Annotated in this window: 12 protein-coding genes; all 12 read left to right on the forward strand. The window is 41.7% G+C overall.

Going from position 1 to position 16,113, the window contains the following annotated elements; translation table 11 throughout:
• The first annotated feature begins 105 nt into the window (after nt 1-105).
• Nucleotides 106-1,260: an FtsW/RodA/SpoVE family cell cycle protein gene (locus ACFINI_RS05145; RefSeq protein ID WP_375646488.1), complete on the forward strand. Its 1,155-nt coding sequence runs from the start codon at nt 106-108 to the stop codon at nt 1,258-1,260.
• Nucleotides 1,253-2,389, forward strand: coding sequence for an undecaprenyldiphospho-muramoylpentapeptide beta-N-acetylglucosaminyltransferase (gene murG / locus ACFINI_RS05150; protein ID WP_375646491.1), 1,137 nt, complete (start codon nt 1,253-1,255; stop codon nt 2,387-2,389). Before ACFINI_RS05145 ends, murG begins: the two co-directional genes overlap by 8 nt.
• Nucleotides 2,373-3,800: a UDP-N-acetylmuramate--L-alanine ligase gene (gene murC / locus ACFINI_RS05155; protein WP_375646495.1), complete on the forward strand. Its 1,428-nt coding sequence runs from the start codon at nt 2,373-2,375 to the stop codon at nt 3,798-3,800. Before murG ends, murC begins: the two co-directional genes overlap by 17 nt.
• Nucleotides 3,778-4,755 (forward strand): UDP-N-acetylmuramate dehydrogenase, encoded by a 978-nt coding sequence (gene murB / locus ACFINI_RS05160; protein WP_375646499.1) that lies wholly within the window; start codon nt 3,778-3,780, stop codon nt 4,753-4,755. Before murC ends, murB begins: the two co-directional genes overlap by 23 nt.
• A 237-nt stretch (nt 4,756-4,992) precedes the next feature.
• Nucleotides 4,993-5,913 carry a D-alanine--D-alanine ligase gene (locus tag ACFINI_RS05165; protein WP_375646503.1) on the forward strand — a complete coding sequence of 307 codons (921 nt, stop codon included), beginning with the start codon at nt 4,993-4,995 and terminating at the stop codon, nt 5,911-5,913.
• Nucleotides 5,901-6,812 carry a cell division protein FtsQ/DivIB gene (locus ACFINI_RS05170; RefSeq protein WP_375646507.1) on the forward strand — a complete coding sequence of 304 codons (912 nt, stop codon included), beginning with the start codon at nt 5,901-5,903 and terminating at the stop codon, nt 6,810-6,812. Before ACFINI_RS05165 ends, ACFINI_RS05170 begins: the two co-directional genes overlap by 13 nt.
• Entirely contained in the window at nt 6,809-8,110 is a 1,302-nt protein-coding gene (ftsA, locus tag ACFINI_RS05175) for a cell division protein FtsA (protein WP_375646510.1), read from the forward strand. The genes ACFINI_RS05170 and ftsA overlap by 4 nt, the downstream gene beginning before the upstream one ends.
• 63 nt (nt 8,111-8,173) lie before the next feature.
• On the forward strand, nt 8,174-9,955 hold the full coding sequence (gene ftsZ, locus ACFINI_RS05180) for a cell division protein FtsZ (RefSeq protein ID WP_375646514.1): 1,782 nt from the start codon (nt 8,174-8,176) through the stop codon (nt 9,953-9,955).
• Nucleotides 9,956-10,167: 212 nt separating this feature from the next.
• On the forward strand, nt 10,168-11,052 hold the full coding sequence (gene lpxC / locus ACFINI_RS05185) for a UDP-3-O-acyl-N-acetylglucosamine deacetylase (RefSeq protein ID WP_375646518.1): 885 nt from the start codon (nt 10,168-10,170) through the stop codon (nt 11,050-11,052).
• Nucleotides 11,053-11,210: 158 nt separating this feature from the next.
• A complete protein-coding gene (locus tag ACFINI_RS05190) occupies nt 11,211-12,104 on the forward strand; it encodes an outer membrane protein assembly factor BamD (RefSeq protein ID WP_375612003.1) in 894 nt (297 codons plus the stop codon).
• A gap of 6 nt (nt 12,105-12,110) precedes the next feature.
• A complete protein-coding gene (gene recN, locus ACFINI_RS05195) occupies nt 12,111-13,772 on the forward strand; it encodes a DNA repair protein RecN (RefSeq protein ID WP_375629951.1) in 1,662 nt (553 codons plus the stop codon).
• A gap of 111 nt (nt 13,773-13,883) precedes the next feature.
• Nucleotides 13,884-16,043, forward strand: coding sequence for an NAD-dependent DNA ligase LigA (gene ligA, locus ACFINI_RS05200; protein ID WP_375646522.1), 2,160 nt, complete (start codon nt 13,884-13,886; stop codon nt 16,041-16,043).
• The last annotated feature ends 70 nt before the right edge of the window (nt 16,044-16,113 follow it).

Raw genomic sequence — 16,113 nt, forward strand, 5'->3', positions numbered from 1 at the left:
CTCCAGAATCTTTTTTTATGTAATTTAGTTTTTAAAGTGTTTGTTAAACAGGCTGGGGAACCATATCACTTTGAGATAATTTATAAAATGGATAAGGTGGATATCATGGTGACGCGTGCAGATAGAGATCCAATTGCTAATTGGTGGTGGACGATTGATCGCTCTATCTTTGCAGCTTGTTTAATTTTAATGGGAATTGGCATTATGCTGTCTTTTGCTGCCAGCCCTATTATTGCAAAAAAAATCGGAATTGCTGATAGTTTTTATTTTGTTCGGTGGCATATCATTTTTAGCATTTCAGCATTTTTTACGATGGTTACCATTTCCTTTTTTTCGCTTTCTAATATTCGTCGTTTATGTGCTCTTTTGCTCATTGTAACGCTTGCTCTTATGGTTGCAACCTTATTTTGGGGTCCAGAATTAAAGGGAGCACGGAGGTGGATTCTACTATTTAGTTTTTCTGTACAGGCTTCAGAGTTTATGAAGCCAGCTTTTGTGGTTATGTCCGCTTGGCTTTTTTCGGAACAGATACGCAAGAGGGGCATTCTGGGTTATACGTTAGCGATTCTACTTTATGCCATTTGTTGTGTGCTTCTGGTTTTGCAGCCTGATATTGGACAAACAGTTTTAATAAGTGCAACATGGGGGGGGCTGTTTTTTATTGCTGGTGTCCCTCTTACTGTTATTTTTCTCTTTCTCATTTTAGGCGTTGTAGGAATTATTTTAGCTTATTTTTTTCTGCATCATGTGCGCGAGCGGATCAATGGTTTTTTGACAGGTGAAGGGGATACGTTTCAAGTGGATGTAGGACGTGAGGCTATTTTAAATGGTGGTTGGTTTGGGCAAGGTCCTGGGGAGGGCACAGTAAAACGTATCATTCCTGATAGCCATACAGATTTTGTATTTTCCGTTGCTGCTGAAGAATATGGTATTATTCTTTGTTTATTAATTATGATGCTGTTTGGCTTTATCGTTATGCGTTCATTGTATATAGCCATGAATACACGTGATTCCTTTATACGTCTTGGTATTACTGGCATAGCAATGATGATTGGCTTTCAATCAGCTATTAATATGGCCGTTAATCTTCACTTAATTCCTCCAAAAGGCATGACATTGCCTTTTATTTCTTATGGTGGTTCTTCGATGGTGGCGATTGCGTTTTCAATGGGCATTTTGCTTAGTTTAACACGTCGTTGGCCAGAAGCGCGCCTTTCAGCTTTTTCTTCCTCTTCTGTCTTGGATACTCCTTATGAATGATAAAAAAGTTATTGTTTTGGTGGCTGGTGGTACAGGTGGACATCTTTTTCCTGCTGAAGCCCTTTCTGTTGAATTAAGGCAGCGTGGATATGATATTCATTTAATAACAGATGAAAGAGCACGCCCTTTTGTTCGGTGTTTTGATGAAGAGCATATTCATATCGTTTCATCGGCAACATTTACACGACGCCATCCTTTTGCTCTGATAAAGACGTTTTGGTCTTTGCTAAGGGGTATGGGGCAATCGTTGGCGTTGTTTTATAAATTACGTCCTGTTCTTGTTGGAGGATTTGGGGGGTATCCGAGCTTTCCTCCTCTTTTTATTGCGGCTTTAACGAGGCGTGTGACATTTATTCATGAACAAAATGCTGTTATGGGGCGTGCCAATCGGGTGTTGGCAATTTTTGTGCGTGCAATCGCTGGTGGCTTGTTGTCGCCAAATGGCACTTATGCTCATAAAATACTTTTGACGGGGAATCCTGTCCGTGAGGCTGTGTTGAAGGCGGCCAAAATTCCTTATCATTCTTCAGAGGAGGAAAAGCCATTTAATTTTTTGATTTTTGGAGGTAGCCAAGGGGCTTCTGCTTTTTCACATATTGTTCCAGAAGCTATTGCTTTATTTGATGATAAGAACCGTAAACGTTTACGAATTGTACAGCAAGTCCGCGGTGAAGCAGGAAGGTTGATCAAAATCTATCGTGATATGGGGGTACAAGCAGAAGTTGCTCCTTTCTTTGATGATATGGCTGAACGTATGGCACATGCTCATTTTATTTTGTCGCGCGCTGGGGCTTCGTCCGTTTGTGAGATAGCGGTGATTGGTAGACCTGCTTTGCTTGTTCCCTATCCCCATGCTTTAGATCATGATCAGGCTGCCAATGCAGCTTTGCTTGCTCGTGTGGGGGGAGCGCAAATTATATCAGAAAAAGATTTAAATGCACAAAAGCTTTCTTCTCTTTTAATGCACGCTTGTTGTGCGCCCCATTTGTTGGAAAAACAAGCGCTTGCTGCAAAAAAAGTTGGACAACCTCATGCAACCCGTCGCCTTGCTGATATGGCTGAATCCTTAATTGCAGGGCGATTGTTGTCAGATATAAAAGAGGAGCTTTTTAATGAAAATGCCACTTGATATAGGCGTTATCCATTTTATCGGAATCGGGGGGATCGGTATGAGTGGAATTGCGGAGGTTTTTTATAATCTTGGCTATAAAGTTCAAGGGTCAGATCAAGTTGAAAGTGCAAATGTTGAACGTTTGCGGAAAAAAGGAATTAACGTTCATATAGGTCATTGTGCTGAAAACTTAGGGAATGCAGAGGTTGTTGTTTTTTCTACTGCCGTTAAAAAAACAAATCCTGAGTATATTGCTGCAAAGGAAAGACATTTGCCGCTTGTCAGACGTGCAGAAATGCTGGCGGAGCTGATGCGGTTTCGGCGTGCAATTGCGGTGGGTGGTACACATGGTAAAACAACAACCACATCAATGGTCGCAGCCCTTCTTGATGCTGGTCATTTTGATCCAGTGGTGATTAATGGCGGTATTATTAATGCTTATGGTACGAATTCTCGTACGGGAGATGGCGATTGGATGATTGTTGAAGCTGATGAAAGTGATGGTACATTTTTAAAGCTGCCTGCTGATATTGCTGTTATTACTAATATTGACGCTGAGCATTTGGATCATTATGGAAATTTTGATGCTGTGCGTGAGGCTTTTCGGCAATTCGTAGAAAATGTTCCTTTTTATGGTTTTGCTGTTTTGTGTCTTGATCATCCAGAGGTTCAGTCATTGGCGGGCCGTATTGATGATCGTTGGGTGATCACTTATGGTGCAAATCCACAAGCGGATGTTCGTTTTCTTAATCTTTCGATGGATGGTCAAAAAACGCATTTTGATGTTCTTGTTCGCTCACGCAAAACAGGAAGAAAGATTGAGTTGAAAAATTTGCTTTTGCCCATGGCAGGGCAGCATAATGTTGCCAATGCAACGGCGGCGATTGCTATTGCGCATGAACTTGGCATTTCAAATGAAGCTATAAAAAGGGGCTTAGCAGAATTTGGCGGAGTAAAACGGCGTTTTACGCGAACAGGAAGTTGGCGTGGCATTGAAATATTTGATGATTATGGACATCATCCTGTTGAAATAAAGGCTGTTTTGCGTGCTGCACGTGAGAGTGCAAAAGGGCGTGTTATTGCGATTGCACAACCCCATCGGTATTCCCGTTTGTATCATTTATTTGATGATTTTGCTGCTTGTTTTAATGATGCAGATACAGTGTTGATTACGCCCGTTTATGCGGCTGGTGAAGAGCCTATTGTAGGATTTGGTTCTCAAGAATTGGTAGAGCATATTAAAATGGCGGGTCATCGTGATGTGCGCTTGATACATGGTTTGGAAGATGTTGTGTCTCTTGTCTCAAAATTTTCTCAGGCAGAGGATTATGTTGTTTTTCTTGGTGCTGGCAATATCACACAATGGGCTTGTGCTTTGCCTCATCAGTTAGCGGTATTGGATGGTCATGATAAATTTTCAGCACATTGATGGTGAGGCGCTATTGGCGCAATTGCAACCACTGTTGGGTGGCGTGAGAGGAAAGCTTACACCTAATGTTGAGATGCGTAAGGTAACGTGGTTTCGCACGGGCGGGTTGGCAGAGCTTTTTTATCAGCCTGTTGATGAAGAAGATTTGGCTCTCTTTCTTCAAAATTTGCCTGAATTTGTTCCTGTAACAATTGTCGGTATTGGTTCTAATCTTCTGGTACGTGATGGGGGGGTTCCTGGTGTTGTGATTCGTCTTTCGCCAAAAAAATTTGGGCAAGTGAAGCAAGTTTCTCCAAAAGGCTTTTTAGTTGGTGCTGGTACGGCGGATAAACATTTAGCTGCTGCCGCTTTAGAAGCTGAGATTGCAGGTTTTCATTTTTATCATGGTATTCCTGGAGGTCTTGGAGGAGCTCTCAAAATGAACGCGGGTGCGAATGGTGTTGAAACCGCAGCGCGTGTTGTCGAGGTCTATGCGCTGGATCGTAAAGGGCAACGTCATATCTTGAGTGTGAAAGATATGCATTATTCCTATCGCCATTGTGATATTCCTAAAGATTTTATTTTTACGGCTGCTTTATTAGAAGGAAAAGTCGGCAATAAAGATGATATTCGTGCTGCTATGGATGAAGTTGCCCTCCACAGAGAAACAGTGCAACCTATTCGCGAAAAAACAGGGGGATCAACTTTCAAAAATCCTGAGAATACATCCGCGTGGCGCGTGATTGATGAAGCAGGGTGTCGTGGTTTACAGATTGGTGGCGCTCAAATGAGTGAAATGCACTGTAATTTTATGATTAATACAGGGCAAGCAACAGGATATGATCTTGAAGCATTGGGAGAAACAGTGCGTGCGCGTGTTTTTGCAAATTCAGCCCACCTTTTACAATGGGAAATAGAGCGTATTGGTCAATTTGAGCGTGGTCGAAGTGTTTCTCCTTTTGATCCATTTCATTGATTTATTGTTCACTAAAAAGTGAAAATAAAAAATTGAGTCATTTCAAAGAGATAATAAAAAATTTCTATTAAGAATCAATAAATTAACAAAGAATCTCTTGCATCAGGCTTTTGAGTCTGATTCATTATGCAAAATGCTAGGTTATTGATTCGCAAGGATAAACTTTGTTTTTCCTGTATGTAGTGCTGATGTATTCTATATAGACTACATATAGTATGCGAAAGAGGGTGATTTATTATGAAAGATAAACATATAGCTGTGTTAATGGGAGGTTTTTCTTCTGAACGGTCTATAAGTTTATCTTCAGGGGCGGCGTGTGCTGATGTTTTAGAGGTGCAGGGGTATCGCGTGAGCCGCGTGGATGTTGATGCTCATATTGCTTCTGTTCTTGAACAGTTGCAGCCCGATATTGCCTTCAATGCATTGCATGGTCCATTTGGTGAAGATGGTCGGATTCAGGGGATTCTTGAATATTTAAAAATTCCTTATACTCATTCTGGCGTGATGGCATCTGCTTTGGCAATGGATAAGGGACGTGCAAAAATTATCGTTGCAAATGTTGGGGTTTGTGTTGCTCCTTCTCGTATCATGAGCCGCTTTGCTTTGGGTCAAAAGCATCCCATGGAGCCTCCTTATGTAATTAAACCTGTGTGTGAAGGATCAAGTTTTGGTGTTGTCATTGTTCAAGGAAATGAAGCTGCACCGCCACATAATATTGGGGGAGCTGAGTGGGGGTATGCCGATGAGGTGATGATTGAAAAATATATTCCTGGTCGTGAATTGACTTGTGCTGTTTTGGGGAACGAAGTGCTGGATGTGTGTGAAATTCTTCCCGATAAACACTTTCCATTCTACGATTATGACTCAAAATATAAAACGGGTGGTTCTCTTCACATTTGTCCTGCACAACTTTCACTAAATATTTACCAAAGTGTGCAAAGAATGTCTTTAGCAGCCCATCAGGCGATAGGGTGTCGAGGTGTTAGCCGTTCTGATTTTCGTTTTGATGAAAAAACGGGAGAATTGGTTTGGCTTGAAATTAATACGCAACCCGGTATGACCTCGACGTCTCTTCTTCCTGATATTGCAAAAGCGAGCGGCCGTACTTACGGCGATATTGTTCAATGGATGGTGGAGGACGCATCATGTATGCGTTGAATGTTAATAAAACAAATGTTCCGATGGAGGTGCTTTCAGTGCCGGCTTTGCCACGTCTTTATCGTCGTTTTCTTCGGTTTATGTTTGAGTTTGTTTTTGTCAATATTCATATTCCACGCCATTTTGGCTCTTTTGCTGTTGTGTGGTTTTTCTTTGTTACGGCTTTTTATGGACTTTCATCAAGTGGTCAGATGGCTGTGATCGTAAATACGATCATATTGGATAGTAGTTTTGTGGTCACTCATGTCGATATAAGCGGTAATAAGCGCTTGGCAAAGCAGGATATTTTTAAAATTTTAAAACTTGATGTTGCGCCTTCTATATTCACTTTTGATGTTGAAAGAGCGCGTTCTCTGTTGGAAAAACAGGCTTGGGTGCAATCGGCTAATGTTCAGAAAATTTATCCCAATAGAATGCGCATTTCCATCGTGGAGCGTGAACCCTATGCCATTTGGCAACATGATGGCATAATGGATATTGTTGATAATACAGGTCGTGTCATTGTGCCTTTTAAAGGAGAAATTGTTCGGGATTTACCTCTTGTGGTTGGGCAGGGTGCACAAAATGCTGCTAAAGTGTTTATTCAAGCGCTGTCAGTCTATCCGGAAGTATATGATCGTATTCGTGCTTTTGTGCGGGTAGGTGATCGACGTTGGGATCTTGTTTTGAATAATGGAATGCGCGTTATGTTGCCTGAAAATGGTGCTCTTGAAAGGCTTTCTTCTCTTTCTTCGTCCGGTACAATGCAAGATCTTTTATCTCGCGATATTCTCAGTGTTGATTTACGTCTTGCTGATCGAATTACTATTTCTTTATCAGATGAAACGTTGGAGCGTTATCATGCTACTGTAGCAGAAGAAGAACGTATTTTAAAAGCGCGAAAGGCAGGAAGCCTATGATGCTACTCAGATCACATCATTTGAAGGGGCGTAAAACACGTTTTTTAACGGTACTTGATGTCGGTTCAAGTAAGATTGTTTGTCTTATTGCTTGTTTGCGTCCTTTGAAGCATGCACACTATTTACATGGTCGTACACATTCTACGGAAATTCTAGGCTTTGGAGTGCAGCGTTCACGTGGTATTAAATCCGGTGTTGTCATGGATATGTTTGCAGCAGAACAATCCATAAGATTGGCTGTTGATGCGGCAGAAAAAATGGCGGGTTTGGTGGTGGATTCAGTGATTGTGAATTTTTCCTCAAGTCGATTACAAAGTGCTTTGATTAATGGAAAGGTTCATTTGAATGGTCGTGAAGTCACCAAGCGTGATATGCGTATGGCCTTTTCAGATGTTTCGCGTAAAGCCTTTAATGCTGAACGTCATGTTATGCACTCAGTTCCAGTTTCGTATGTATTGGATGGAGATAAAGGAATTTTTGATCCTATTGGCATGGCAGGGGAAACATTTGGTGTCGACGTGCATGTGGTAACAGCAGAAACAGCCTCTTTGCGTAATTTGGAAACTTGTATTAATCGTGCACATTTGAGTGTTGAAGCAATGGTTGCTACTCCCTTTGCAAGTGGTCTTGCTGTCTTGATGAATGATGAGGCGCGTTTAGGGGCTGCATGTATTGATTTTGGTGGTGGAACAACAACATTTTCAGTGTTTTTTGAGGGGAAATTTATTCATGCAGATGCTCTTGCTGTTGGGGGGCATCATGTCACTCTTGATGTTGCGCGCGGATTTTCTATGTCTTTAACAGAGGCGGAACGTTTAAAAGTTGTTTATGGTTCAGCACTTTTAACAAGTGCTGATGAGCGGCAAATGATTAATGTAGCAGAAATTGGGAGTGAACAGCGTGAAACTCAATATCCTCGCGCGGTTCTTGGGCGTATCATTCGTGCGCGTGTTGAAGAAATTTTAGAAATGGTCCGTGATTGTTTAAATCGTTCTGGTTTTGGTCACATCATTGGTAAACGTGTTATTTTGACTGGGGGAGCAAGCCAGTTAACAGGATTGCCAGAAATGGCACGTACTATATTAGGAAGAAATGTTCGTATCGGGCGGCCTTTAGGTATTTCGAGGCTTCCTTCTCTTGCAAAAGGGGCGGCGTTTACATCTGCTGTTGGGTTGTTAATTTATCCGCAATTGGTGGGTTTTGAAGAAAAAACAATGCAGGCGGCAGGAAATCATTTATCGATGGGCACGCGTGGATATTTTCAGCGTGTTGGTCAGTGGTTGCGTGAGAGTTTTTAGTTAAGTCTAGTTGGATAAATTTCATCGCTTTGGCTTGCGGTGTCTTATGAGAAGGAAAAGAAAATGACGATTAATCTGCATCGGCCAGATATCGCGGAATTGAAGCCACGCATTACCGTTTTTGGTGTTGGAGGTGGTGGCGGGAATGCCGTGAATAATATGATAAATGCTGGTCTTCAGGGAGTTGACTTTGTTGTTGCAAATACGGATGCACAGGCTTTGGCTATGTCAAAGGCTGAACGTGTTATCCAACTTGGGGCAGCTGTGACAGAAGGTTTGGGTGCTGGGGCTTTGCCTGAAGTTGGACAAGCGGCGGCGGAGGAATGTATTGATGAAATTATTGATCATCTTGCAGACTCTCATATGGTTTTCATTACTGCTGGTATGGGGGGAGGAACTGGAACAGGGGCTGCTCCCGTTGTTGCTCGCGCAGCGCGTGAAAAAGGTATTTTGACTGTTGGTGTTGTGACAAAGCCGTTTCAGTTTGAAGGCGCACGTCGTATGAAAACGGCAGAGGCTGGTATTGAAGAATTACAAAAGTCTGTCGATACATTGATTGTTATTCCCAATCAAAATCTTTTCCGTATTGCAAATGATAAGACAACGTTTGCTGATGCTTTTGCTATGGCTGACCAAGTGCTTTATTCTGGTGTTGCTTCCATTACGGATTTGATGATTAAAGAGGGTTTGATTAACCTTGATTTTGCTGATGTTCGTTCTGTTATGCACGAAATGGGTCGAGCCATGATGGGAACGGGTGAGGCATCTGGTGATGGGCGTGCTTTGGCTGCGGCTGAAGCTGCTATTGCAAATCCATTGTTGGATGATACCTCTATGCGTGGGGCGCGTGGTTTATTGATTTCTATTACGGGTGGTCGTGATATGACTCTCTTTGAGGTTGATGAAGCTGCTAATCGTATTCGTGAAGAAGTAGATGCTGATGCGAATGTGATCTTTGGCGCTATTGATGATGAGTCATTGGAAGGTGTTATTCGTGTTTCTGTGGTTGCCACCGGTATTGATCGTGAAGTTAGTGATGTGGTTCAGTCCTCTCATCCTCAGATTCAAAGGCCTGCTTCTTCAATACGCAAGAGCGATCCTGGAACGTCACACAGTTCTTTTCATGTTCAATCATCGCCTCTGCGTTCTGAGTCAATGGTAGAAGTGATCGAATCACTTGAAATAGAGAAGGGTAAATCAACCGGAGAACAGTTCCGTCCCAAAAGTCAAATTTTTGCACAACCTGCAGAAGCAATGACGACACGAAGTGCCACGAATGCTATTGCGTATGGTTCAAATGCTGTTCAGGAACAGAGATCCAATGTGCCTCGTATGCAAGTAAGCCGTGGTTCTCAACAGGCGATGACGGCTCCTGTGAGTATGGAGGCAACAGCGCATGTTCTTGATGAGATGACAGGGCTTGTGAAGCAAAAAGAAAAGCCAGTGCAACCAAAACAAATGCAACAAATGCAACAAATGCAAGCGCGCGCTCCAATGCGTATGCCTGAGTTAAAGGATTTTCCTCCTGTTGCTCATGGACAAAGCCAAAGAACATTTGTGACGGATCAGGGTCCTCGTAATCTTTGGCAGCGTTTGAAACAGAGCTTGACACATCGTGAAGAAGCTGAGCCAGAAGCGAGGCTGGAGCCTGCTGTTAGATCGTCTCAGCAGAAAGAGTCTCATGTTTACAATAAAAACTCTCAGGCGCTTTCTCAAGATGCTTCTGTTTATGTTCCACGTCGTTCTGGTGAGCTGCATCCTCAGGTACCACAAGATCAGCGTACTTTTATAAGTGAAGAAGATCAGTTGGAAATACCAGCATTTTTACGTCGTCAGGCAAATTAATTGATGAAAAATGAGGTAAAGTAAGAAATTTTATTATTTCTTTAATGATCAGACAAAATTATACAGTAAAATATATTACTGTTTTTTGGATAAAATACTTTGTTTTAAAAAAACCGCTTACAATAAGCGGTTTTTTTTATTATTTACTATGAATATTTTTTATAGTTTTATAAATTTTGTTAAAAGATGTACAAGCAATTTAATAAAATGATATGATGAATTTAGTACCAAAATATCAGTCTACTCTTAAAAAAGCAGTAACATTTAAGGGGATTGGCGTTCATAGTGGCTGTTTGTCAGTGGTAAAGGTTTGTCCAGCGGATGTTGGGTGTGGTATTGTTTTTAAGCGTTGTGGATTAGACGGAACAGAGAAAATATTTCAAGCCCATGCATCGCAAACAGGAGAAACTGAATTATCAACAGTACTTGGAGATGGAGATGTAAGGGTTGAAACAATTGAACATTTGATGGCGGCAATTGCTGCTTATAATTTGGATAATCTTGTTATTGAAGTGTCACATAATGAGATTCCTATTTTGGATGGTTCAGCGTGGCTATATTGCCAAGCTTTTGAAGATGTTGGTATTGTACAGCAAAATGCGTTGCGTTCTTATTTCATTATAAAAAAGCCGGTGCGAGTTGAAGGAGCTCATGGTGTTGCAGAGCTTTTGCCATTCGATGGACGTCGTTTTGATATAACGATCTCTTTTCCTTCTTCTGCTATTGGTAAGCAACATTTCAGTTTTGATCTTACCACACGAGGGTTTAGGGATGATTTGTCACGTGCGCGCACTTTTGGTTTTATCAAAGACGTGGAAGAATTAAGGCTTTCTGGAAAGGCGAGAGGCGCTTCTTTGGAAAATTCTCTTGTTATCGACCTTAATGATAAAATTTTAAATCCCGATGGTCCTTATTGGGAGAATGAATGTGTTCGGCACAAGATGCTTGATGCGATTGGTGATACTGCTTTGCTTGGGGCACCTTTTATTGGATTATTTCGTTCTTATTGTAGTGGGCATAGAATTAATGCGCAATTGGTGAAGGCTGTTTTGGCAAACGAATCATATTATGAAAAAAGCTTTTTAGAGAAAAAGTAAAAAATTTGGCAAGACTTTTTTATCGTTTATTTGATTTTTAAGGGGATGATTGACCTAAACTGCTAAATTGGTTATGTGGATTTTAAAGTGATATGGTATAAAACCTTTGATAAATTGTTTTTGCTACAAGGTGATATTCTGTGGAGGCCGGAAAAACTATGAAAAAATCTCATGTGTGCATTGGAAATATGACATATAGAAAATCTAACATTGTACGCAAGATATTGGGGGTGGTGCTTTTGGGAAGCACCTGTATGTTAGCGGGATGCCTCTTTAAAGAGAAAAATACCCTTGATCCATCTGCTTATGTTTTGAAAATAGAGCCACCAGATGTTTTATATAATCAGGCGCTTGCTAGCCTTGAAAGTGGGCGGCTTGGGGATGCATCGAAGAAGTTTTTGAAGATTGAAAAACAGTACGCTTATACAGACTGGGGACGTAAATCTTTGGTCATGGGTGCTTTTACTAATTATCGACTCGGAAAGTATGATGATTCAATTAGTATGGCTCAACGCTATATTACTCTTTATCCAGGGTCGACTGACTCGGCTTATGCATACTATATTATTGGTCTTTCTTCTTTCCGTCGGATTCCTGATGTTACGCGTGATCAACGTGATACGAAACGCGCTATTGCTGCTATGCAGCTTCTTATAGAGCGTTATCCTAATTCTGAGTATGTCAAGGATGCTAAGGATAAAATCCGTTTTGGTCGCGAACAACTGGCTGGTAAAGAAATGCAGATTGGCCGTTATTATGAAGAGGGGCGGCGCTATCTTGCGGCAAGTAGACGGTTTCGTACCGTGGTTGAAGAGTATTCTGATACAAATCAAATTGAAGAAGCACTTTTCCGCTTGACTGAGGTTAATCTTGCTCTCGGCTTAACGGCGGAAGCACAGACGGCAGCAGCTATTTTAGGACGTAATTATCCCAAAAGTGAGTGGTATAAATTTTCTTATAATCTCTTGCAGAAGAATAAAATATCACCACGTGAGCATAAATCTTCTTGGATCTCAAATGCTTTAGGTGGTGACAAGAAGAGGGTACGTTGATTCTCTATGTTGGTACAGCTTTCGATTCATAATATTGTTTTGATCGAAACGCTCGATATTCATTTTACAGCGGGGTTGACGGTTTTAACTGGAGAAACGGGTGCGGGGAAGTCTATTCTCCTTGATGCTTTATCACTTGCTCTAGGGGGGCGGGGTGATGCTTCGCTTGTGCGTCATGGGGCTGACCGCGGGCAGGTCACAGCTGTTTTTGATGTGTCTGTTTCACATCCTGCACGTCAACTTATTCGTGAGAATGGTCTTGATGATGAGGGTGATATTATTTTACGACGTGTGCAATCAAGTGATGGACGTAGCCGTGTTTTTATCAATGATCAGGTGTCTAGTGTTGCATTGATGCGGAGTGTTGGCCGTTTGCTGGTTGAAATCCATGGACAACATGATGATCGTGCGCTTGTTGATGTTGCTACACATCGCCAATTATTAGATGCCTTTGGTGGTCTTGAAGATGAAGTGGAAAATTTGCGTCAGTGTTATCACACATGGCGTGAATTTGAGGAGCGTTTGCAACGGCAGCGTCTTAAAGTAGAGAGTGCTGTACGGGAGGTTGATTATCTTCGTGCGTGTGTAGAAGAGCTTGAAAAGCTTGATTTTAAAGTTGGTGAAGAGGAAGCTCTTTCTCTTCGTCGTGCTGATATGCTTAAATTAGAAAAAATAGCGACAGATATTAAAGAAGCGGATGATCTTTTAACGGGTCAAAAATCACCAATCCCAGTGCTTTCTAATTTGGTGAGGCGTTTGGAGCGGAAAATTCCTGAGGCGCAAGAACTTATTGCACCAGTGGTGAAATCTATTGATGAGGCATTGCATGCACTTGCAACAGCACAAGAAGGTATTGAGACGGCAATACGAGCATTAGATTTTGAACCTGATGAATTGGAACGGATAGAAGAGCGTCTTTTTTCTCTTCGGGGTTTTGCTCGTAAATATCAAGTTTCTGCGGATGAATTGATTCAGTTACGCGATAAAATGGACGCAGAACTCGCTGATTTTGAAGAGGCTCAGACTATATTGACATGTTTTGAAGATGAGGCAGAGCAGGCAAAGAAAAATTATGATACATTGGCGCAAGCCTTAACAATAAAGCGTCGGGAGACAGCAAAGCATTTATCGGAAAGTGTTATGGCTGAGTTGCCGGCATTGAAATTAGAGAGGGCTGAATTTATTGTTGAAATGCAAAGTGATATGGAAAAGCGGAGTGCAGAGGGATGTGATCGTATTGAATATTGGGTGCGAACAAATCCTGGAACACGTGCTGGGCCGATGCTTAGTGTGGCTTCTGGCGGTGAATTATCTCGTTTTTTGCTGGCATTAAAAGTTGTTTTATCTGATCGAGGATCAGCACCGACGCTGATTTTTGATGAAATTGATACAGGCGTTGGGGGGGCTGTTGCAGCGGCTATTGGGCATCGGTTGCAACGCTTATCAGAACATGTCCAAGTTTTTGCTATTACGCATGCTCCACAGGTTGCATCGAAAGCGCATGGTCATTTTCTTATTTCAAAAATTGAGAGTCATGATAAAGGACGCTTTGTTACTGCGATTCATAAAATGAAAGAACATGAGCGTGCAGAAGAAATTGCCCGTATGTTGGCTGGAGAACAGATTACTGAAGAAGCGCGTGCAGCGGCTCAAAAGCTTCTAGCATAAAGGTAATTAGTCAGCGATAAAAATACTAGAAAGCTTATATTTATTGAGATTCACTTGATGAGGAGGCGTGGGAGGCCCTTGTGGCAGCGCTTGTAATGTGGAATAGATTTTATGAACAAAGATGCATATAAAAATCTCACAGCTGTTGAAGCAGAACGTGAATTAAAGTGGTTGGCAAAAGAGATTGCACGTCATGATGTGCTTTATAATCGTGATGATCAGCCTGAAATTTCTGATGCAGAATATGATGCTTTACGTCGTCGTAATGCAGAAATTGAAGCTCTTTTTCCAGAGCTTATACGTATTGATTCTCCTTCACATAAAATTGGAGCACCAATTTCTGAAAAATTTGAAAAATCTGTTCATGCACAGCCTATGCTTTCACTTGATAATGCGTTTAGCTCTGAAGATGTTACTGAATTTATTGAGCGTATTCGTCGTTTTTTACGTCTTCCAGAAACACAAGTGTTGGAAATAACAGCAGAGCCCAAAATTGATGGTTTATCTTTGTCTTTGCGCTACCAAAAGGGGCGGCTTGTGCGTGCGGCAACGCGTGGGGATGGAACTGTCGGTGAAAATGTGACGGCAAATGCCCGAACAATTGCTGATATCCCACAAGTTTTGCAAGGTGATTTTCCTGATATCATTGAGGTGCGTGGTGAAGTTTATATGGGGCGGGAAGATTTCCAAGCACTGAATATCAACCAACAAGAGAAGGGCAAGTTAACCTTTGCCAATCCTCGAAATGCGGCGGCTGGTTCACTCCGTCAGCTTGATTCACGGATAACCGCTAGCAGAAAACTTCAATTTTTTGCTTATGCTTGTGGTGAGGTGAGTGAAATATTGGCAGAAAGTCAAATGGAGATGATGAAAAAGCTAAAAGAATATGGCTTTGTTATCAATCCATTAACAAAAGTCTTTAAGACAGTAAAAGAAATTATTTCGTATTATCACGATATCGAAGAATGCCGTCATTCTTTAAGCTATGATATTGATGGCATTGTTTATAAGGTTAATGATTTGATGCTCCAAAAGCGTTTGGGGTTTGTTTCTCGTTCGCCGCGTTGGGCTATCGCCCATAAATTTCCAGCAGAAAAAGCGATAGCGCTTTTGGAAGATATTGACATTCAAGTTGGTCGCACGGGAGCTTTGACACCTGTTGCACGTCTTACGCCTATTACTGTTGGTGGAGTGGTGGTGACCAATGCTAGTTTGCATAATGAGGATTATATTAAGGGAATTGGTCATAAAGGAGAGCCCATTCGTGAAGGACGTGATATCCGTGTAGGTGATAGCGTGATTGTACAACGTGCTGGTGATGTGATCCCTCAAGTTATTGATGTTATCATTGAAAAACGCCCGAAAGATGCTGCTGTTTTTATTTTTCCTCATTTGTGTCCAGCTTGTGGGAGTCATGCTGTTCGTGAAGTGGGAGAAGCCGTGCGTCGCTGTACAGGAGGGCTTATTTGTCCTGCACAAGCAATTGAACGTATTCGTCATTTTGTTTCACGCAATGCTTTTGATATTGAAGGCTTGGGTAAAAAACAGGTAGAGTTTTTTTTCCATGTTCAAGATGAGGCGCTTTGTATTCATACACCAGCCGATATTTTTACTTTACAACGGCGCCAAGAAAAGTCTTTGATACGTTTGGAAAATATGGAAGGTTTTGGTACTGTTTCAGTGCGGAAATTGTATGATGCCATTAATGCGCGCCGAGAAATTCCTTTGAGCCGTTTTTTGTTTGCATTGGGGATTGGTCATGTTGGCGAAGTGAATGCACGCCGCCTTGCACGTGCTTATAAAAATTATACAGCTTTTGAGACTGCGGCTATGGAAGCATTTATGCCATGTGATAAGGAAAATGAAGAAGGAAATGAGGCTTGGATAGAGCTTACCAATATCGAAGGAATTGGACCACAGGTAGGGAGCGCAATTGTTGATTTTTATCAAGAAGAGCATAACCGTGAGATTTTATCTGTTTTGCTTGAAGAAGTAACTCCTCTTGATGAGGAGCCTATCATAGCAGATTCTTCACCAATAGCGGAGAAGATCATTGTTTTTACAGGAACTTTGGCGCATATGTCACGTGATGAAGCAAAAGCATTGGCAGAGCGATTGGGGGCTAAAACATCTGGTTCACTTTCTAAAAAAACAGATCTTCTTGTTGCAGGACCTGGAGCGGGCTCCAAATTGGCTAAAGCTGAGGAATTAGGTGTTGAGGTTATCGATGAAGAGGCTTGGCTACAGCTGATTGAGAAACATAATGTTTAGAGGATGTTTTCTAGAAGATCGTATGCTGTTTGTATGATTATCTCTCTTACATTTTTTGGGGGATGAAATC

The sequence above is a fragment of the Bartonella sp. AA56HLJMS genome (genome assembly GCF_042197145.1).
GTDB lineage: Bacteria > Pseudomonadota > Alphaproteobacteria > Rhizobiales > Rhizobiaceae > Bartonella.

What these genes read in the sequence shown, in the direction of transcription:
- ACFINI_RS05145 (WP_375646488.1), top strand. Translation starts at nt 106, where the DNA reads ATGGTGACGCGTGCAGATAGAGATCCAATTGCTAATTGGTGGTGGACG.
- ACFINI_RS05170 (WP_375646507.1), top strand. Translation starts at nt 5,901, where the DNA reads ATGTATGCGTTGAATGTTAATAAAACAAATGTTCCGATGGAGGTGCTT.
- ligA (WP_375646522.1), top strand. Translation starts at nt 13,884, where the DNA reads ATGAACAAAGATGCATATAAAAATCTCACAGCTGTTGAAGCAGAACGT.
- murG (WP_375646491.1), top strand. Translation starts at nt 1,253, where the DNA reads ATGAATGATAAAAAAGTTATTGTTTTGGTGGCTGGTGGTACAGGTGGA.
- ftsA (WP_375646510.1), top strand. Translation starts at nt 6,809, where the DNA reads ATGATGCTACTCAGATCACATCATTTGAAGGGGCGTAAAACACGTTTT.
- ftsZ (WP_375646514.1), top strand. Translation starts at nt 8,174, where the DNA reads ATGACGATTAATCTGCATCGGCCAGATATCGCGGAATTGAAGCCACGC.
- ACFINI_RS05165 (WP_375646503.1), top strand. Translation starts at nt 4,993, where the DNA reads ATGAAAGATAAACATATAGCTGTGTTAATGGGAGGTTTTTCTTCTGAA.
- ACFINI_RS05190 (WP_375612003.1), top strand. Translation starts at nt 11,211, where the DNA reads ATGAAAAAATCTCATGTGTGCATTGGAAATATGACATATAGAAAATCT.
- lpxC (WP_375646518.1), top strand. Translation starts at nt 10,168, where the DNA reads ATGATGAATTTAGTACCAAAATATCAGTCTACTCTTAAAAAAGCAGTA.
- recN (WP_375629951.1), top strand. Translation starts at nt 12,111, where the DNA reads ATGTTGGTACAGCTTTCGATTCATAATATTGTTTTGATCGAAACGCTC.
- murC (WP_375646495.1), top strand. Translation starts at nt 2,373, where the DNA reads ATGAAAATGCCACTTGATATAGGCGTTATCCATTTTATCGGAATCGGG.
- murB (WP_375646499.1), top strand. Translation starts at nt 3,778, where the DNA reads ATGATAAATTTTCAGCACATTGATGGTGAGGCGCTATTGGCGCAATTG.